The following is a 19774-nucleotide window of genomic DNA, read 5'->3' on the forward strand; positions in this document are numbered from 1 at the left end:
CAGGACAGCGTCGACGCCGGGTTCAGACGCCGGATTCGACGATCATCTCCCGGGCCAGGCGAACGAGAGCCCGGTTGACCGCCTGGCGAGCGGCATCGGCTGACGGCTTGTCGAGCGCCCGGGCCACCTCTCTGTGACTCATCTCCAGTTCGAAGCGCAGAAAGATGAGGGCGCGATCGTCCTCCCCGAGCTCCTCGAACGCACGCTCGAAATGGTCATGAAGGTCGTGCCCGATGGTCTGCTCCAGCGGCGAGGGCGCAAGGTCGAGTTCGGCGCCGTCTAGGCCGGTGATGCTGGGCAGGCGTGCGGCCTTGCGGATCTCGTCCCGGATCCGGTTCAGGATCGCCAGGCGGAGGTAGGCGGTGAACGCCCCCGAGTGCCGGGGTTGGAAACTCTCGAGATTCGCCAGGGACCGGACCAGGGACTCCTGCACGAGGTCACCGGTGTCGATGGCGCCACGGAGGCGGGGCGGTAAACGTCCTGTCGCCCAGCGATTCAACAACGGGAGATAGCGGGCGCAAAGCTCCTCGAGCGCCCCGGTGTCGCCTCCCTGGGCGCGCTCGAGGAGCTGGATGGTGCTTTCTGGCAACGGCCAGCAAGGCGCCTGCTCGTCATCCTTCTGGCGACCGTGGCCGGCTGCGTGCGCAGGGCACATGTGAAAGCCCCCTGGTCCGAGGGACGATCCGGCTGCCCCTGGATTCTAGCTCGCCAGGCCATGGATGTAAACCACGTTTGTCCGGTTTCTGCCGACTCTGCGTTTGTAGTAGTAGGGGCTAGAACCCGCGATTCCTCGCCTTCCTGGCGACCAAGCACAGTTTGCAGGCGATGAAGGCGACGTCGGTCAAGGACGCTCCTCATCTTCGGAGTACGAGCAGGAGGAATGGTCATGTCAAGACGAGTGCTGACAATAGCCACGGTGCTGACCCTGGTGTTGCAAGGCTGCCAGGACTCCGCAGACCGGAACCCGACTTCGGTCGAACTCGGCGACGCAGCCGAGATGCAATTAGACCTGGTGGTTCCGACCGATCTGAATATCGATTCCGGCGAGGTGACGATCATCAAGGGCGATCTCGAATTCTCGCGGACCGTGGACCTTCAGGACGGGTCGGCAACTGTACTGTTCAGCGACCTCCAGCCAGGCATCTGGCAGATCGAGGTCGGGCTGTACGATGCGGATGGATTCCTGCTCTACGAGGGATCGGGTAGCGCAGAAGTTCTTGGCGGAGAAACTACAGCGGCACACATCGTACTGACGGAACTCAGCGGCAATCTTGAGATCACCATTGAGATGCCGGCAGACAGCGAAGACGGACTCATTGCCTACTATCCATTCAACGGCGATGCATTTGATCATAGTGGCCATGGGCTTCACGGGACAGTGCTGGGAGCCACTTTGACGGATGACATGCATGGGAGTCCCGATTCCGCATACGAGCTGGTTGGCAACATCGGGCACAGGGGATCGAACATCTGTATCGAAGTACCGAACTCGGTCCACGAGCGGCAAAATCTCACGATCGGCATCTGGGCAAAACTCAACGACTTGACGATCGCAGGGCAAGGCGAGGCAATCGTTTCCTTTGGTCACGACCTCGCTCCTCCAGCCTTTCCAGGCTGGGTCGCCATCATGTGCGGTCATCACGACAACGATCTCAACTTCTTCGTGACCAACTCGAGTAGTGACGAGGTGCACCGGTTGGACACCGGAATCGAGATGTCTGATCTGTTCGGCGGGTTCCACCATTTTGCGATGTCGTATGACGGCGAAATCGGGATGCTCAATGGGTACCTCGACGGCAACAAGGTCGGAACTCTCGAAATGGCGCCGGGGTCAATCGTCGCGTCGAGTCCGCACGCGGGAATCGGCAAGCACTGGTGGAGCAGCGAGGAAAGTTCGACACGATTGAACGGGGTGTTTGACGAAGTAAGGATTTACGACCGAGCCTTCACTGACGAAGACGTCTACGAACTCTATTTCGAGACCCTGAGCCAGGATCTCATAGAGCACTGCGACGAGCTGATCATGGTCGGTGATGCCGAATGTTTGGAGGACTTCGTGCGCCTTTCGCCAGCCGCTCTCAACAGCCATGGATCCATCTGGTACAATCACCTTTTAGACGTTGCGAGCGGTTTCGAGACTACGTTCGAGGTTCGCATAACGGAAATGGGCGGAGCCGTTCATCCTGACGATGGAAACGACGGAGCTGACGGTATTGCCTTCTTGGTCCAGAATGAAAGTGCAGAGGCTCTCGGCTGGTGTTGCGCGGGGATCGGCTATTCCGGCATTTCCAATAGCCTCGCGATCGAACTCGACACCTGGTGGAACAACGAGAACGGGATTTCCGATAACGGCGACCCAGACGGCAATCACCTAAGCGTGCAGTCGAGGGGAGTGGAGCCGAATTCGCAACACCACGACTACTCGATGGGGTGGTGTTCAAAACCGAGTTTAGCGGGATCTTTCGTGCAAGAGGTCGTAAAGATCGTGTACGACCCAGGGGAATTGCGGATCTACTACGGCGACATGATCGTCCCTGCGCTCGCGATCAGCGTTGATCTGTCAACGTTGCTCAGCCTTAATGATGGACGCGCATGGGTCGGGTTTACGGCGAGTTCAGGCTCGGCCTGGGAACATCACGATATCTTGAACTGGTGGTGGGTTGAGCATCCGTAGGGCGGACTTGCTTCGTGTGTTCCGGCATCCATGGAAGGTTCCAAGAGAAGGAACGTTGGCCGTGATTTGGAGCGTTCTCGGCAGTGAGGATGGTCTGGCAGCTGTGCTCTCGCCGGGCTGAAGCAACCTCGGAAGGAGTGGCTGTCAGATCAAGTTGCGGTCAGTACAACTCACGATCACCGCCGGACGGAAACCCCCGCCCCACCCACCGACCGCGCCCCCACCCAGCACGCCACCAGCGCCACCGCCCAGCTCACGAACCGCACCGACACGGCCGCGTCGAGCCCCGGCACCTGCAGCCAAACCGTGGTCGTCACCGCCCCGGCGATCATCCCCCATAGCACGCCGCGCCCGTTCATCCCGCGCCAGTGCAGCGACAGCAACAGCGCCGGCCCGAAGCTCGACCCCAGCCCCGCCCAGGCCATGGACACCACGTCGTAGATGAGGTCGTCGCTCGACACGGCCAGACCGAAGGCGACCAGACCCACCGCCAGCGTCACCAGCCGGCTCACCGTGACCGACCGCCGCGGCGACAGCGTGCGGCCGAGCGCTCGGCACCAGAAGTCCTCCACCAGTGTCGAGGTGGCGATGAGCAACTGGCTGTCCGCCGTCGACATCATGGCCGCCACGGCGCCCGAGATGAGGATGCCCGCGATCCAGGCCGGAAACAGCAGGCTCGTCAGCACCGGCAGGATACGCTCCTGGTCGGCGGCCACGGCGCTCAGTCCCTCGGTCGGCAGGAGCCCGCCGTGCACCATGGTGATGCCCACCACGCCGATCAGGGTGGCGCCGGTATACGCCAGCGCGGTCCAGACGATGGCCACGCGCCGTCCGATCCGTACCTCCTCGACGTTGCGGATGGCCATGAACTTGGTCACCAGCTGCGGCTGGCCGAAGTAGCCCAGCCCCCACGACAGCCCGCCGATCACGGCGGCGGCCGCGGCCCAGCCCGTGCGGCCGCCGGTGAGCGAGGCCGTGTCGCGCGTGGCCGCCAGCGCGGCGGTGATGTCGAGCCCCTCGCGGGCGATGAGCACGAGCCCGATCACCGGCAGCACCACCAGCGTGATCACCATCAGGATGGCCTGCACCACGTCGGTGTAGCACACGGCCACGAAGCCGCCCATCAGGGTGTAGAGAACCACCACCAGCGCGGCCAGCGGCATGCCCCAGGCGGGGTCGACGCCGAAGGTCACGTCGAGGATCTTGCCCGCGGCGATGAACTGCGCCGACACGTAGAACGCGAAGAAGAAGACGATGATGAGCATGGCCACAACGCGCACCCGGCCACCCCAGCGGCCGCTCACCTCCACGAAGTACTGCGGCAGAGTGATCGATTCCTGCGCGCCCGAGACCTCGCGCAGCTTGCGTGCGATCACGAACCAGTAGGCGACGATGCCGGCGCAGATGCCCAGCACGGTCCAGATCTCCACCAGGCCGGAGAAGTAGAGCGCGCCGCTCAGACCCAGGATCAGCCAGCCCGACTCGCCGGCCGTGCGCTCGCTGAAGGCGATGACCCAGCCGCCGAGGCGCCGGCCGCCCAGGATGAAGTCCTCCTTGGAGCGGTTGCGGCCCCAGGTCCAGACCGCGACCGCGGCGATGAGCACGAGGTAGAGGATCAGGCCGAGGAGCGGGGAGTTCATGGCGCCTCCTGTGGTGTGTCCAGAAAGGCAGCTTAGCATCGTCCAGGGAGCCGCGTCGACGGCCGATCCAATCGTGACTTGCGCCTCGTACGTCGTCTCCCTATCGTGTCGGGACCATGCAGAACCTGAGCTACAACCGTCATCATCATCATCATCCCTCCCCCCGGTGGGCTGGTTGTTGATGTCCTGACTCAGGTTCCCTGAAGGATTCACGACGCCGGCCCCCGGGCCGGCGTCGTCGTGTCTGCCCCCGGGTTCGCACGATGCCTCCGGCCACCAGGCCGACGCCGAACGAGGCGGAGGATTCCCGTGCCGACCCAGATTCCACTCCGGCTGGCCCTGCCCAAGGGCCGCATGCAGGACGGCGTGTTCGCGCTCCTGGCCGAGGCGGGCCTGCCCGTCCGCGCCAGTGCCCGGGCCTACCGGCCCCAACTCGACGCGCCCGACCTCGACGTCAAGATCCTCAAGCCCCAGAACATCATCGAGATGCTGCAAGCCGGCATCCGCGACCTGGGGTTCGCCGGCGCCGACTGGGTGGCGGAGCTGGGCGCCGACCTGATCGAGCTGCGCGACACCCGGCTGGATCCCGTCCGCCTGGTGGCCGCGGCCCCGCAGGATCTCGACCTCACCGCCCTCGCCGCCCGCCGACCCCTGACCGTGGCCAGCGAATACGAGCGCCTCACCAGACGCTGGCTCGAGGAACGCGGCTGGCCCTACCGCTTCGTGCGCTCCTTCGGCGCCACCGAGGTCTTCCCGCCCGAAGACGCCGACCTCATCGTGGACAACACGGCCTCGGGCGCCACGCTCACCGCCAACGGCCTGCGCATCTGCGAGGTCCTCGCCACCTCGTCCACCCGCCTCTACGCCTCGCCGCGCCTGCGCGAGGATCCCGAGCGCTGGGAACGGGCGCTCGCGTTCCAGGTCCTGGTGGATTCGGTCCTGGCGGCCAGGGAGCGCATCATGCTCGAGGTGAACGTGGCCGGCGAACAGCTCGCCGACCTCATCGCCATCCTGCCCTGCATGCGTGAGCCCACCATCAGTCCTCTGCACGGCAACGGAGCTTACGCGGTCAAGGCCGCGGTTCCGCGCCGCGAGCTGGCCGCCCTGATCCCCCGCCTGCGCGCGCGCGGCGGCACCGATCTCGTGGTCACCACTCCCAGCCAGATCATCTCGTGAGGAGAACCGTCATGCTGCGCCCCCGCCCCGTCACGTTGCTCCCGCCCTATCTGCCACCGCAGGACGGCCCGCCGTGCGACCTGCTGCTGGACGGTCGCGCCGGGCTGCGATGGCCCGACAGCGACGGCTTCGAGGCCTATCCCGACACGGCCCCCCTGGAGCGCGATCTCGCGCGCTGCTGGAATCTGGACCCCGCCCAGGTGATCGTCACCGCCGGCGCCGACGACGCGCTCGACCGCGCCTGCCGCGCGTTCCTCGGCCCCGGGCGCGTCACGGTGCTCACCGACCCGACCTTCGCCATGCTCCCGCGGTACGCCGCCATGCGCGGCGCCACCGTCCGCACCGTCCCCTGGTCCGACGGCGCCCTGCCGCTGGACGGCCTCCAGGCCGCAGCCGACGAGGCCGCTCTGCTGGCCATCGCCACGCCCAACAACCCCACCGGACTCGCGGCCACCACCGAGCAGCTCGCCGCGCTGGCCGAGGCCGCGCCGCGCACCCTCATCGTGATCGACCTGGCCTATGTCGAGTTCGCCGACAGCGATCCCACCCGGACGCTGCTCGGCCGGCCCAACGTGCTGGTAGTGCGCACCTTCAGCAAGGCCTGGGGCCTGGCGTCGGCACGGGTCGGCTACGCCCTGGGGCCACGCGAGATCGTGGCGGCGTTGCGCTCGGTGGGCGGTCCCTATCCCACCGGCGCCCACGGCCTGGAGCAGGCCAGACGGCGCTTACAGAGCGGTCAGGCCCACCTCTCCCGGCGGGTGGTCCGGACGCGCCGGGAACGGCGGGCGCTGACGGGACTGCTCCGCCGGAACGGCCTCGACGTCCCCGCCTCGCAGGCCAATTTCGTGCTGGCCCGCTCGCCGCGCGCCACCTGGCTCGCCGACGCCCTGGCCGGAATGGGCGTGGCGGTCCGTCAGCTCGGCGCGCGCGACGTACGCCTGAGCCTGCCCGCCGAGCCGACCGCCTTCGCACGCCTCTGGCGCGGGACCGCCGCCGCCCTCGCGCCCGAGGCGCTGCTCTTCGACCTGGACGGGGTCCTGGCCGACGTGAGCGACTCCTACCGCGCGGCCATCCGCCAGACCGCGGCCACCTACGGGGTCGCCCTGGACGACCCGACCATCGCGGCGGCCAAGACCGAGCCCGACAGCAACAACGACTGGCGGGTCACCCACCGTCTGGTGACCGCCGCCGGCGCCACCGCCACCCTGGACAGCGTGACCAGCACCTTCGAGTCCATCATGGACGCGCAGGAGCTCTGGCGTCGCGAACGGCTGATCCCCGCCGTCGAGCTCCTGGAGCGGCTGGCCGCCCAGCGGCCGCTGGGCGTGGTCACGGGCCGGCCCCGGCGCGACGCCGCCCGCTTCCTGGCCAGCCACGCACTCGCCGACCTCTTCGCGGCGGTGATCACGCTCGAGGACGCGCCGGCCAAGCCCGACCCCGCCCCCGTCCAGCTCGCGCTGCGACGCCTCGGCGTGCGGCGCGCCTGGCTGGTGGGCGACATGCCCGACGACATCGCCGCCGCGCGCCGGGCCGGCGTCATCCCCCTCGGCGTGGTCGCTCCCGGCGACGACGCCACCGCCGCCGCCACCCAGCTCGTCAGTGCCGGGGCCGCCCGGGTGCTGTCGACGCTCAACGACCTGGAGGACCTCCTGCCATGACCACCCGACGCACCACGCTCACGCGGCAGACCCGCGAGACCTCCATCCAGATCGAACTCGACCTGGACGGCCCGGGCCGCCGCGAGATCGCCACCGGGATCGGCGCCCTCGATCACCTCCTCGACAGCCTGGCCTGCCACGCCGGCTGGGACCTGCAGCTCGCCTGCCAGGGCGACCTCGCCGTGGACGACCACCACACCACCGAGGACTGCGCCCTGGTCCTGGGTCAGGCCCTCGACCGTTGCCTCGGCGACCGGCTCGGCCTGAGGCGCTTCGGCTACGCCTACGCTCCCCTCGACGAGGCGCTGGCCCGCGCGGTGGTCGACCTGGCCACCCGCCCCCACGCCACCGTCGAGCTCGCGCTCGAACGCGAGTTCCTCGGCGGCCTGAGCTGCGAGAACGTGCCTCACCTGCTGCGCTCGCTGGCCATGGCCGGGCGGTTCACCGTGCACGTGGACGTGCTGCGCGGCGAGAACGACCACCATCGCGCCGAGGCCGCCGTCAAGGCGCTGGCGCTGGCCCTGCGCCAGGCCGTCGCGCGCACCTCGGTCGACACCACCACCAAGGGAGTCCTGTGATGAAGATCCGCATCGTCCCGACGGGCACCGCCAACCTCGCCTCGATCCTCGGCGCCCTGGGCCGGGTCGGCGCCCAGGCCACCGTGGCCCGCGAACCGGCCGACCTCGCCGGCGCCGACGCCCTCGTCCTGCCCGGCGTGGGCAGTTTCGCCGCCGGCATGGCCGGCCTCGAACAGCGTGGCTTCGACGACGAGCTGCGCACCTGGGTCGCCTCCGGACGTCCGCTGCTGGCCGTCTGCCTCGGCCTGCAGCTCCTGGCCGAGGGCAGCGAGGAGGCGCCCGGGATCGCGGGGCTCGGTCTGATCGCCGGCAACGCCACCCGTCTGCCCACCACCGTCAGCGTGCCCCAGCTCGGCTGGAACCTGGTGCGCGGCGGCGACCTGGTCGCCGACGGCTACGCCTACTTCGCCAACAGCTACCGCCTGACCGCGGCGCCCGCCGGCTGGCGCGCCGGCTGGACCGACCACGGCGGTCCGCTGGTGGCCTCGCTCGAGCGCGGCGCCCAGCTCCTCTGCCAGTTCCACCCCGAGCTGTCCGGCGGCTGGGGTCACGCGCTGCTGGGACGCTGGCTGGCCCAGGCCGCCAATCCGGCGCGGGAGCAGGCCACATGCTGACCTCGCGCCTCATCCCCTGCCTCGACGTGCGCGACGGGCGGGTCGTCAAGGGCATCCGGTTCCAGGGGCTGCGCGACGTGGGTGATCCCGCGGCGCTGGCCGCGGCCTACGAGGAGCAGGGCGCCGACGAGATCGTGCTGCTCGACGTGGCCGCCACCCGTGCCGAACGGGAGACCGCGCTGGCCACGGTGCAGGCCGTGCGTCGGCGACTGCGCATCCCACTCACGGTGGGTGGCGGCGTGCGCACGCTCCTCGACGCCGGCCGCCTGCTCGAGGCCGGGGCCGACAAGATCAGCGTCAACAGCGCCGCCGTCGCCGATCCGGACCTGGTGTCGGCCATCGCCGCGCGCTTCGGCGCCCAGTGCTGCGTGGTGGCCATCGACGCCCGGCAGGACGGTCCGGCCTGGCAGGTCCTCACCCACGCCGGTCGGCGTGTCGGCCGACCCGACGCCGTGGCCTGGGCTCGCGAGGTCGCCGAGCGCGGCGCCGGCGAGATCCTGCTCACGAGCTGGGATCGCGACGGCAGCGGCCGCGGCTACGACCTGCAGCTCATGCGCCGGATCACCGGCACCGTAGCGATCCCGGTGATCGCCTCGGGTGGCGGCCGCACACCCGAACATCTCGCGGCAGCCCTCACGGCCGGCGCCCACGCGGTGCTGGTGGCGTCGGTCCTGCACGACGGGCACGCCACGGTCGGCGAACTGAAACGTGAACTCCAGACCAGAGGAGCGGTGATCCGACCATGATCATCCCGAGCATCGACCTCCAGGGCGGCCAGGCCGTCCAGCTCATCGGCGGACGCGAGCGCGCGCTGGCCGCGGGCGACCCGGTTCCCTGGGCGCGCCGCTTCGGCCGGGTGGGCCTGACCGCCGTCATCGACCTCGACGCCGCTCTGGGCCAGGGTCAGAACACCGACCTCATTACCTCGCTGCTGCGACTCGCCCCGTGCTGCGTGGGCGGCGGCATCCGCGACCTCGCCACCGCGCGGCGCTGGCTCGATCGCGGCGCCGAGCGCATCGTCATCGGCACCGCGGCCACCCCGGAGCTGCTCCGCCAGCTCCCGCGCGATCGTGTGGTGGTGGCGCTCGACGCCCGGGACGACGAGGTCCTCAGCCACGGCTGGCGCCGGGGCACCGGACGGTCCATCGCCGCGCGGATGCAGGACCTGGCGGGGCTGGCCGGGTGGTACCTGGTGACCAACGTGGCGCGCGAGGGACAGCTGGGGGGCCTGGACCCGACCTGGGCCCGCGACCTCGCCGCCGCCGCCGGCGACACCGGTCTGGTGGTGGCCGGCGGTGTGGCCGAGGTGGCGGAGATCGCCGCCCTCGACCGTCTGGGCATCGATGCCCAGGTCGGCATGGCGCTCTACACCGGACGCTTCCACGAGGCGGAGGCCGTGGCCGCCTGCCTGCGGAGCGACCGCCCCGACGGGCTCTGGCCCACCATCGTGGTCGCGGCCGACAACGAGGTGCTGGGACTCGCCTGGTCCAGCCCGGACTCGTTGCGCCAGGCGCTGGCCACCGGTCGCGGCGTCTACCATTCGCGGCGGCGCGGCCTCTGGGTCAAGGGCGAGACCAGCGGCAACGATCAGGAGCTCCTGCGCGTGGCGCTGGATTGCGACCGCGATTGCCTGCGCTTCACCGTCCGCCAGCGGGGAACGGGCTTCTGCCACACCGGGGCCCGGACCTGCTTCGGCGCGTCCACCGGCCTGCCGGCGCTGGCCGACCGGTTGCGGTCCCGCCAGCGCAGCGCACCGCCAGGCAGCTACACCCGGCGTCTGCTCGACGATCCGTCGCTCCTGGCGGCCAAGCTGACCGAGGAGGCCGGCGAACTGGCGGCCGCCGAGAGCCGCCCCGACGTGGTGCACGAGGCGGCGGATCTGCTGTACTTCGCCATGACGGCCATGGCACGCGGCGGGGTCACCCTCGACGAGGTGGCCGCCGAGCTGGATCGACGCGCGCTGGCGGTGAGCCGGCGTCCCGGCGACGCCAAGCCCGGCAAGGAGGCCAGGCGATGAACGACCGGAACTGGCGTGAACGATCCCTCGCCGACCTCTCCACCCGCGGCAAGACCGCCGTCGACGCCGAGACGTTGGCGCAGGCGGCGCGGATCGTCGAGGAGGTCGAGCGGGAGGGCGAGCCGGCGGTGCGCCGCTGGTCCGAGCGGCTGGGCGATCTGGATTCCGGCGCCCCCCTGGTCATCGACGCCGCGGCCTGCCGGCGGGCGCTCCAGGACCTGGCTCCCGAGACGCGGGCGGTGCTCGAACGGGCCCACCGGCGCATCGTCGCCTTCGCCCGGGCCCAGCGCGCCACCTTGAACGATCTCGATACCGACATCGGCGCGGGCCGGGCCGGGCACCGCCTCGTCCCGGTGGCGGCGGCGGGTTGCTACGCCCCGGGTGGCCGCTACCCGCTGCCGAGCACCGTCCTGATGACCGCCGCCACGGCGCGGGTGGCCGGCGTGCCGCGGGTCGTGGTGGCCTCGCCGCGGCCCACCGCGGTGACCCTGGCCGCGGCCGCGCTGGCCGGCGCCGAGGCGGTGCTCGCCGTCGGCGGTGCCCAGGCCGTGGCCGCCCTGGTGGCGGGTGTGGCCGGGTTCGAACCGTGCGACGCCGTGGTCGGACCGGGCAACCGCTGGGTCACCGCCGCCAAGCAGCTGGTGGCCGGCCGGGTCAGGATCGACATGCTTGCCGGTCCCTCGGAACTGCTGATCATCGCCGACGATTCGGCCGACCCCGCCTGGCTCGCTGCCGACCTTCTCGCCCAGGCCGAGCACGATCCGGACGCGGTCCCTGTCTTGACGACCTGGGACCCGGCACTGGCCACCGCCGTGGCGGTGGAGATCGATGGGCAGCTCGCGGACCTGGCCACGGCGGCCATCGCCCGGCAGGCCCTGGCCAACGGCGGCCTGGTCATGGTCACGGGGCCCGAGGAAGCCACCGGCGTCGCCGATGCCCTGGCGCCGGAACACCTCCAGCTCTCGGTCCGCCAGCCCCGCCGCCTGCTCGAACGATGTCGGCATTACGGCGCCGCCTTCCTCGGACACCACAGCGCCGAGGTCCTGGGCGATTACGGAGCGGGACCGAACCATACCCTGCCCACGGGGGGAACGGCGCGCTTCGCCGGCGGGCTCTGGGTCGGGACCTTCCTGAGGATGCGGACCTGGCTCGAGGTGGCGAGCGAGACGGAGGGATACGAATCGTTGCTGGCCGACACGGAACGCCTGGCGCTGCTGGAGGGGCTGGCGGGACACGCCCGTGCCGCGGCGATCCGGCGGGCCTGAAGTCGCGCGGGTCAGACCACCCGCGTCACCAGATAGACCACGCCGAACCCCACCAGGTAGACGATCCCGGCGCCGGCCAGCAGCGTGAGGCCGCGCCCGGGGCGGTCGCCCGGCGGCACCGGCTCGCGCCGCACGGCCGCGAAGTTCAGCCACGCCACCACCGGCGCGGTGAGGAACGCGGCGATGGTGGCCACGTCGAGCAGGGTCTTCAGGCCGCTCAGCCAGAGCGCGATGATCAGCCAGCCCGCCGCCATGAGCACGGCGAGCACGGCGAGGTAGCTGCCGTGGCCGGCGGCGGCGTCGGTCTCCTCCCAGCCGTCGTCCGCGCGCAGCAGCCGCCAGCAGCCCACCAGCGTGCGAGTGTAGCCGTCGCAGACGGTGAGCGTGGTGGAGAACATGGTGATGAAGGCCACGGTGGCGATGAGCCAGCGGGTCCACTCGCCCAGGGTCGACACGTACATCTGGGTGAGCTGGCCGGCGAAGACCAGGCCGCTGCCCGAGAAGACCTCGCCGGTGCCGAACATCACCAGCGCGCCGAAACAGAGGAAGGCCACGGCGAGCACGCTGGTCACCACGTAGCCCACGTGGAAGTCGAAGCGGCAGTGAGCCACCGACACCTGCCGGTGGTCGGCCTCGTTCTTGGCGAGGGTCCACAGCGACGACCACACCGCGATGTCGAGCGGGGCGGGCATCCAGCCCATGAGGGCCAGCAGGAAGGCCACCCCCGCGGCGGTCCAGATCTCGGGCCGGGGCGCCGCGAAGTCGCCGGCCGGGCCGTGGGCGGCGGCCACCGCCACGCCGACCACCGTCAGCACACCGAGCACCGTGATCATCACCTTCATGGCGCGGTCGAGGGTGGTGTAGCGGCCGCCGGCGAGGATCACGGCCACCACCGCGAAGACGAGCAGCGCCAGGCGGGGCAGCGTCCAATCGAGGCCCAGCAGCGCGCCCAGGAGGCTGGCCGCCACCAGCGTCACCGCGGCGGCGTTGATCACCGAGCTCACCAGCGCCACCGCCAGGAACAGCCACAGCGCCCAGCGGCCCAGCCGCCGGTAGCCGTGCAGGAGACTCTCCCCCGTGGCCGCGGTGTAGCGGTGGGCGAACTCGAAGAACGGGTACTTGAGGACCAGGATCAGCACCACGGCCCAGAGCAGGTGGAAGCCCCAGCCCGCCCCGGCGCGCGTGGACTGCACCAGGTGCGAGCCGCCGATGGCCGCCCCGGCGAAGAGGAGGCCCGGTCCCACGGCGCGCCAGCGGCTGGTCACGACGGCCGGCCCTCGTGGTGGTGGTACTTCTCGAGCATGGCGCCGGTGGTCCCGTCCATGGGCCGGATCTTGCCCGAGGCGATGTCGATGAACACGAAGGTGACGTCGGCATCGAGGAGCTTCTCGTCGCCGCCCTCGCGATAGACCTCCTGGCGGCAGACCGCGCTGCGCCCGCCCAGCTTGGTGACGTGGCAGCGGAAATCGAGGGTGTCGTGCATGTGGGCGGGGCGGCGGTAGTTCACCGCGATGCTGAGCACCGCGAGCCCCTGGCCCACCTCGTCCCACGCCGTGAGGTCGATCTCGTGCTCGAGCCAGCGCCAGCGGGCCTCCTCCAGCAGTTCGACCCAGCGGGCGTTGTTGACGTGGCCGTAGTGGTCCAGGTGGTAGCCGTGGATCTTGATTTGGGTGGTGAAGATCATCGGTCCATCCCTCGGTCCAGTGAGCAGTGGCAGGCAGTGCCATCATGGAACAACGAGGGAGGCGGAGCAAAGGATAAATCGGAGGGCCAGACATCCATACGGGCTTATCGCACCCAGCGTAAAACCTGCAAATCGGGGCAGAACCATCGATTCCGCGTGACCTTTTTCACCAGCGTTGTAGCCTTGCCGCACACCCATCGCCCCGCATCCTCCACACCTCGCCCGACATCCTGGTGCCAGCACGACCCTGTAGCCCGGCGACGCCTCCGCGTCGCCGTGAACCCGTTCCGGGAGGTCTGCCCATGGCCCGCACCCTCGGGGATTCGACCCGCCGAATCCCGCTCATCCTGACCGTGATCCTCATCCTCTGTCTCGCCACCGCCGCCGTGGCCAACCCGCAAACCACCATCTACAGCCAGGACTGGGAGGATGGTTTCGACTCCTGGTTCCCGTCTGCCGGCGTCTGGGAGGTGGGCGTCCCCTCCGCGGGCACCGAGGCCTACCAGGGCCAGAGTTGCGCCGCCACCGTCCTCGCCGGCAACTACCCCTACGCCACCAACTCGCGCCTGCAGAGCCCGCTCATCGAGCTGCCCGCGGCCCCCGCCGACGGCGCGCTCTGGCTCGGCTTCTGGCATTTCTTCAACAACTCGGGCAGCGACGGCCTGGACTACGGCGTGGTCCAGATCTGGACCGAGGCCGACGACTGGCAGGACATCTCGGTGGCCTACTACCGCTACAGCAGCGTCTGGACCCCGTACTACGTCGACCTCGCCGCCTACGCCGGCCAGACCATCCGCCTCGGCTTCCGCTTCCAGGACGTCGACGGCGGCGGCTACGGCCACAACGAGGGTCCCGGCTGGTACGTGGACCTCGTCCGGATCTTCGAGGGAGCCTTCGCGCCCCTGCCCAACCCGGTCTCCTTCGAGGGCCGCCTCGAGTTCGACTGGGAGGGCTGGTACGCCGACCAGGGCGTGTGGGAGATTGGCCCGCCCTGCAACGGCTGCAATGCCGCGCTCTCGGGCCAGCGGGTGGCCGGCACGGTGCTCGCCGGCAATTACTACTACGCCGCCAACTCGCGGCTGATCAGTCCGCCGGTGGACCTGCCCGCCTCGCCCCTCGACGGCCAGCTCCATTTCAGCTACGAGGAATGGTGCAACCTCAGCAACAGCGACGGCAGCGACTACGTGGTGGTGGAGATCGACGACGGTTCGGGCTGGGCCCCCATCAGCGCTGAGAAGAGCTACTACCTGAACCACTGGTCCGAGCAGATCCTCGACATCTCCGCTTTTGCCGGCCAGACCGTACGTTTCGCCTTCCGCATCACCGACGTCGACGGCGGCGGCTACGGCCACAACGAGGGCCCCGGCTGGTTCCTCGACGACCTCGCCATCACCGAGGGCAATCCCTTCTTCAGCAACCCCGCCGACTGCGAGAACGAGTGCCCGTCGTGGACCTCCTGGCCCTGCGGCACCTGGCAGGTGGGCATCCCCGGCGCCGGCCCGGGCGCCGCCCACTCGGGCGAGTACTGCTGGGGCACCTACCTCGACAGCAACTACCCCTACGGTTCGTACGAGACGCTCTACATGCCCTGGCGCGACCTGCCGGCCAGCCCGCCCGAACCCCTGGTGCTCCACTTCTGGCACTGGTACTCCATCAGCACCAGCGACGGCACCGACCGCGGCGTGGTGGTGGTCCAGGTCGAGGGCGAGGAGCCGGTGGAGGTGGGCGGGCCGTTCTACGGGTCGAGCGGCGGCTGGACCCCGTACCAGGTGGACCTGGCGGCCTACGCCGGCCAGCGCGTGCGCATCGGCTTCCTCATGGACGACAACGACGGCGGCGGCTACGGCCACAACGAGGCCGCGGGCTGGTATCTGGACGACATCGCCATCGCCGGCCTGCCCCAGAGCCAGCCGGCGGAGCCCTACTTCCTGGACATGATCATCTCCAGCGGCCCGGCCGAGCTGAACTGGTACCACCCCGACGCGGACGTGGCCCACGTGGTGGTCTACGGCAGCCCGCACCAGGGCTTCCGCCCGAGCCTGGGCACGCGGCTGGCCATCCTGCCCGCCGACGCCCACACCTACAGCGACACGGCGCACCCCGGCTGGCCCAACCTCTTCTACCGCGTCTCGGTGGTGGACATCCACGGCAACGAGAGCCTGCCGCTCCTGCCGACCACCATGATCGCGGCGCCCGACACGCCGCCGGCCGACGCGGTCGTGCTGCGGGGCGCGGCGCCCAACCCGTTCAACCCCACCACGACCATCCGCTTCCGCCTCGACCAGTCGGCCCGGGTGGAGCTGGCGGTCTACGACCTCGCCGGCCGACGGGTCGCCGACCTGGTGGAGGAAGTCCTGCCCGCCGGCGACCACGCCGTGCCGTTCGCGCCGCGGCAGCTCGCGTCGGGGACCTACGTGGCGCGGCTGGTCTGCGAGGGGCGGGTGATGACGGCGAAGATGATGCTGGTGCGTTAGGAACGAATCGATCGAGGGGCGCCGGTTCAAGCCGGTGCCCTGACTGACGAAAGGAGTCGCGACCCCCAAGGACCATGCAATTCTAGGGACAGCAGAGGCCCGGATCGATCCGGGCCTCCGCTCTAAAACTTCCGACGTACAACTTCTAGCGGAACAGGTCCTTCACGTCGGCCCAGGTCCGAGTCTCGTTGGCGACGACATCGGTGAAGAGGCAGAAGGCACATGCGTCTCGGTTTCGCGATCACGTCACCGTGTTGGATTCGAAGCCGACTTCGAATCAGCGGAAGAGGGACTTCACGGCCCCGAAGCTCATCCGTTCAACGGCCACCGCCCCCTCGAAGCTGATGCCGTCGGCGAAGGGTTCCATCTTATACAATCCGAAACTGTAGATGAGGATACCCGTGACTTCGTCGTAGACGTCGCCCAGCTGAACGCTCGAGGCGTCGTACCAGTAGTCATCATAAACCATCGGGTTTCCGTCTGGCACCGACTCGGCCCACCATTCGCCGTACTGGTCGGGTAGCACCGTCACCGTCATCACGTCTGTCAACCTTATCTGGCAGCTTTCCCAGGACTCCACCTCGGCGACCAGCTCGTCGTAGGAGACGTCGACGGGGTCAGGGATTGGAGCAGTCCCCACGACTGTCATTGAGCCCTCAGTGATGTCGATCTCCGAGAAGTCGTAGTACTCGTAGTACTCGCCCACGATGTCGACGAGGTCGCCCGGTTCCGCTACAGGTTCTCCACCCGAGAAGACCCAGATATAGGTGTTGGCGCCGTAGGGATATTCGGCAACGAACATGCCGTTGCTTCGAGTGGCAACGACGACCACATCCTCGATGGTGACGATGGTGTGCTCGGGAACAAGTCCGGTCTGGATATCCACGATGGTCTCTGCGTGTGACGTCCCGGCAAGGATAAGAGCAATGACAACAAGCACCAAGCGATTCATGGCGATACCTCCAATTGAAGAACACCATCCGGGGGAACTGCAATCAAACGCACATTCTTTCCCTCCAATTGATCGGCGGAAACCAGAGCCCTCGCCACAAATGAAAGACCGAAATCACACTCCCCAAAGGCCCCGGAATGCCTCGGCCGCCGGGGGCGATATCACACCCAGCTGGAGCTCATTCACAGGCTGGCCGACCTGGATATTCTGCCCAGGATCTACAAGCACCGCCAACGCGGCGACGGAGGGAATTCCAACCGCATGGTCCACACTCTCCCGATCCCGGGTCCCCGCTTAGTCTCCGCCGAATCCTACCGCTGTCCTACCATATTGATCCCGTTTTGTCAATACCGGGACCGCCTCCGGGGCCCTGGCGCCCGCCAGGTCGGCAAATCCAATCTCGTCCGCCTCGTCGCCGAACAGTCGCAGAGGAAGCTGCACGAGGGCGATCTCGAACGGCAGCCGGAACTGGACGCGATCTTCCCCTCGCTGGATACCTCGCGGATCCTGTCGGAGTTGGAATACCTGATCGACACGGGCCCCTCGACGACCTCACGTCCCTACTATTCCTGGATGAGATCCAGGCCGCGCCGTCCGCTCCCTGCACGAGGACCGGACGGACCTGCCGATCATCGCCGCCGGTTCGCTACTCGAGTTCGTCCTCGGCGACCACGCTCCGGGGACGGCCCATGATGCGGCTTCTGGGGATAGGAAATTCAACCGCATAGTCCCGCCTCCCGAGGCCCCTGAACGTGCTCGATTCGGGTAGATTGCACCACTGCGACCATCCAGTATCAAATTGGTATCGGTGGAATCTCGCTCCTGGAGCGCCGTGAAGGAACTGTTCCGAGGAAAGTGAACCTCCGTTGCTCCCAACCTGCCAATAATCGGCCAGCGTTCTTCGCGTTGGGTTAGCCCTGCCTAGTAATCCTGATCGACACAAGATCTGTTGCCGATTACGGCCGGCCCACGAAGGACCTGCCTCTGCACCGCATGACTTGGGCTCTCAAAAAACTTCCACAGTTACTCCCTTTCGAACGAGCCTCAAGCGGTTCACGAAAGGGTGCTTTACTTAGTAACCCCTTTTCTCAATAAAGTTTACTGGTTCCCCGCAAAGCCGGTCAGTTTCATGTTTGGACTAAGATGTCGTTAATCAAATGTCGAACTCATATGCGAAGAAAGGCCCAGTTGTCGCGTCCGTCAGGACAAGACAGCCGGGCTTCCTGTTGGAAGAGGTCGAGCAGAACTCGCCTTGACCACCGGGCTCCCCCTCAATCCAGCCGCGTCAGCCCCTCGCGGATCGCGTACTTGGTCAGCTCCGCGATGGAGCGGATCTCGAGCTTGTCCATGACCGCCTTGCGGTGCGACTCCACCGTCTTGGCCGACAGGTTCAGCCGGGCGGCGATCTCCTTGGTGGCCAGGCCCTCGGCCAGCAGCTGCAGCACCTCGCGCTCGCGAGCCGAGAGCACGGCGAAGGCCGAGCCGGCGTCGGCGTCGGCCAGCGCGACGTAGTCGCGGATCACCTGGTCGCTCACCGCGGCGCCGAGGTAGGTGCGGCCGGCGAGCACCGCGCGCACGGCGTCGAGCAGCTCGGCGAAGCCGCCGTCCTTGAGCAGGTAGCCGCGGGCGCCGGCGCGCAGGGCCTCGAGCACGAACCGCCGGTCGCTGTGCATGGAGAGGATGATCACGCGGACCGCGGGCTGCTCCTGGGCGAGCCGGCGCGCCACCTCCAGGCCGTTCAGACCGGGCATGGAGACGTCGAGGACGGCGAGGTCGGGCTGGTGCTCGCGCGCCAGTTCTAGCGCCGTCAGACCGTCCTCGGCCTCGGCCGCCACCACGAGGTCGGGCTGGGCAGCGAGCAGCGGCTTGAGGCCCTCGCGGAAGATGCGGTGGTCGTCGGCCAGCAGAATCTTGACGGTCATGCCGCGCTCCCGGGGTTCGTGGTCTCGAGCCGGATCCTGGTGCCGCGGCCGGGGGCCGTGTCCACGGTGACCCGGCCGCCGAGCTGGTGCAGGCGCTCCTCGATGGAGAAGAGGCCGAAGCCGGCGCCCGCCTCGCGGCGCGCCCGGTCGAAATCGAAGCCGCGGCCGTCGTCGGCCACCGCCAGCGTGACGCGGCCGTCCTCACCGGCCAGCTCGATGTCCACGCGGCGGGCGTCGGCGTGCTTGACCACGTTGTGCAGCAGCTCGCGCGCCGACTTCCAGAGCATCACCTTGACCTCGTCGGGCAGCGCCGCGCACCCGCGGTCGCGCACCTTCACCTTCAGCCCGTGCTTGCGGCCGACCTGCTCGCCCAGCCAGTCCAGCGCCGCACCCAGGCCCAGCTCGTAGAGCACCGGCGGCGACAGCTCGAAGGTCAGGCCGCGCGTGTAGCGGATCGCCTGATCGCTCAGCTCGACCAGCTCGTCGAGCGCGCTGTCGTGGCCGGTGAACACGGCGTCGCCGCGCAGGCGCTGCAGACGCAGCTTGATCAGCGCCAGCCCCTGCCCCAGGTGGTCGTGGAGGTTCTCGGCGATCTGGCGCCGCTCGCGCTCCTCGGCCAGGCAGACCTCGCTGGCCAGGCGGCGCAGGCTGGCGGTGCGCTCGGCCACCGTGCGCTCGAGCCGCTCGTTGGCCGCCAGGATCGCCGCGTCGTCGGCGCGGTGCTGGTAGTGGGTGCGCAGCATGTCGGCCAGCGAGCGGATCAGCTCGCGCTCCTCGGCGAGGAACGGGCCCTCGTCCAGGGTCGGCTGCTCGCTGGTGTAGACCACCTCCACGGTGCCCGCCGTCCCGTCGCGGAGCCTGAAGTTCTCGGCCTGCCGCCAGGGCGACTCGCGGAATCCCGGCGTGGCCCAGGCCTGCTCGCCGAGGGCGATGCGCCCCTCGGTGGCCTCGGGATACTGCCAGGCGGGCGGCAGGAGCGCCGCCACCTCGGGCATGAGCGCGTCCAGCGGCCGGTCGGTGTCCTGGAGCAGGCGGGCCGCACGGTGCAGCGCGGTCAGCTCCTTGACCCGTTCCTGGAGCCGGTGCTGGATCGAATCGCTCATGGTTCCCCTTTCTGGCC

Annotated in this window: 16 protein-coding genes; 9 read left to right on the forward strand and 7 right to left on the reverse strand. The window is 68.9% G+C overall.

Annotation, left to right across the window (positions count from 1 at the left end; translation table 11 throughout):
• Positions 1 to 22: 22 nt before the first annotated feature.
• Entirely contained in the window at positions 23 to 655 is a 633-nt protein-coding gene (locus IFSED24_RS09875) for an RNA polymerase sigma factor (protein WP_491331293.1), read from the reverse strand.
• Between the two features lie 231 nt (positions 656 to 886).
• Here IFSED24_RS09875 and IFSED24_RS09880 point away from each other — a divergent pair, with 231 nt between their 5' ends.
• Positions 887 to 2674: a lectin-like domain-containing protein gene (locus IFSED24_RS09880; RefSeq protein WP_491331294.1), complete on the forward strand. Its 1788-nt coding sequence runs from the start codon at positions 887 to 889 to the stop codon at positions 2672 to 2674.
• A gap of 176 nt (positions 2675 to 2850) precedes the next feature.
• Here IFSED24_RS09880 and IFSED24_RS09885 read toward each other — a convergent pair whose 3' ends face one another.
• A complete protein-coding gene (locus tag IFSED24_RS09885; RefSeq protein WP_491331295.1) occupies positions 2851 to 4314 on the reverse strand; it encodes a sodium/proline symporter in 1464 nt (487 codons plus the stop codon).
• A gap of 309 nt (positions 4315 to 4623) precedes the next feature.
• Here IFSED24_RS09885 and hisG point away from each other — a divergent pair, with 309 nt between their 5' ends.
• The 7 genes from hisG to hisD are packed head-to-tail and all read left to right on the forward strand — an operon-like array spanning position 4624 to position 11622.
• Positions 4624 to 5490: an ATP phosphoribosyltransferase gene (gene hisG, locus IFSED24_RS09890; RefSeq protein WP_491331296.1), complete on the forward strand. Its 867-nt coding sequence runs from the start codon at positions 4624 to 4626 to the stop codon at positions 5488 to 5490.
• An 11-nt stretch (positions 5491 to 5501) separates the two neighbouring features.
• Positions 5502 to 7148, forward strand: a complete 1647-nt coding sequence (locus IFSED24_RS09895) for an aminotransferase class I/II-fold pyridoxal phosphate-dependent enzyme (RefSeq protein WP_491331297.1) — start codon at positions 5502 to 5504, stop codon at positions 7146 to 7148.
• Positions 7145 to 7726, forward strand: a complete 582-nt coding sequence (hisB, locus tag IFSED24_RS09900; protein ID WP_491331298.1) for an imidazoleglycerol-phosphate dehydratase HisB — start codon at positions 7145 to 7147, stop codon at positions 7724 to 7726. Before IFSED24_RS09895 ends, hisB begins: the two co-directional genes overlap by 4 nt.
• Entirely contained in the window at positions 7726 to 8340 is a 615-nt protein-coding gene (hisH, locus tag IFSED24_RS09905) for an imidazole glycerol phosphate synthase subunit HisH (RefSeq protein ID WP_491331299.1), read from the forward strand. The genes hisB and hisH overlap by 1 nt, the downstream gene beginning before the upstream one ends.
• Positions 8334 to 9086 (forward strand): imidazole glycerol phosphate synthase subunit HisF, encoded by a 753-nt coding sequence (hisF, locus tag IFSED24_RS09910; protein ID WP_491331300.1) that lies wholly within the window; start codon positions 8334 to 8336, stop codon positions 9084 to 9086. Before hisH ends, hisF begins: the two co-directional genes overlap by 7 nt.
• The gene (gene hisE / locus IFSED24_RS09915; protein ID WP_491331301.1) at positions 9083 to 10357 is read left to right on the forward strand and encodes a phosphoribosyl-ATP diphosphatase; all 1275 of its coding nucleotides are present in this window, start codon (positions 9083 to 9085) and stop codon (positions 10355 to 10357) included. Before hisF ends, hisE begins: the two co-directional genes overlap by 4 nt.
• Positions 10354 to 11622, forward strand: coding sequence for a histidinol dehydrogenase (gene hisD / locus IFSED24_RS09920; protein ID WP_491331302.1), 1269 nt, complete (start codon positions 10354 to 10356; stop codon positions 11620 to 11622). The genes hisE and hisD overlap by 4 nt, the downstream gene beginning before the upstream one ends.
• Before the next feature lie 11 nt (positions 11623 to 11633).
• Here the strand turns inward: hisD and IFSED24_RS09925 are convergent, their stop codons facing one another.
• Together IFSED24_RS09925 and IFSED24_RS09930 are read right to left on the reverse strand one after the other, a co-directional pair.
• On the reverse strand, positions 11634 to 12887 hold the full coding sequence (locus tag IFSED24_RS09925; RefSeq protein ID WP_491331303.1) for an Nramp family divalent metal transporter: 1254 nt from the start codon (positions 12885 to 12887) through the stop codon (positions 11634 to 11636).
• A complete protein-coding gene (locus IFSED24_RS09930) occupies positions 12884 to 13306 on the reverse strand; it encodes an acyl-CoA thioesterase (RefSeq protein WP_491331304.1) in 423 nt (140 codons plus the stop codon). Before IFSED24_RS09930 ends, IFSED24_RS09925 begins: the two co-directional genes overlap by 4 nt.
• Positions 13307 to 13608: 302 nt before the next feature.
• On the opposite strand from IFSED24_RS09930, the gene IFSED24_RS09935 reads away from it, so the two are divergent.
• The gene (locus IFSED24_RS09935) at positions 13609 to 15780 is read left to right on the forward strand and encodes a T9SS type A sorting domain-containing protein (protein WP_491331305.1); all 2172 of its coding nucleotides are present in this window, start codon (positions 13609 to 13611) and stop codon (positions 15778 to 15780) included.
• Between the two features lie 277 nt (positions 15781 to 16057).
• On the opposite strand, the gene IFSED24_RS09940 is transcribed toward IFSED24_RS09935, so the two are convergent.
• The 3 genes from IFSED24_RS09940 to IFSED24_RS09950 form a co-directional block, all read right to left on the reverse strand.
• Entirely contained in the window at positions 16058 to 16732 is a 675-nt protein-coding gene (locus IFSED24_RS09940; protein WP_491331306.1) for a hypothetical protein, read from the reverse strand.
• A gap of 1271 nt (positions 16733 to 18003) precedes the next feature.
• A complete protein-coding gene (locus IFSED24_RS09945; RefSeq protein WP_491331307.1) occupies positions 18004 to 18654 on the reverse strand; it encodes a response regulator in 651 nt (216 codons plus the stop codon).
• Entirely contained in the window at positions 18651 to 19757 is a 1107-nt protein-coding gene (locus IFSED24_RS09950; protein ID WP_491331308.1) for a sensor histidine kinase, read from the reverse strand. Before IFSED24_RS09950 ends, IFSED24_RS09945 begins: the two co-directional genes overlap by 4 nt.
• Between the last annotated feature and the right edge of the window lie 17 nt (positions 19758 to 19774).

Source organism: Candidatus Latescibacter sp. IFSED24 (genome assembly GCF_058273205.1).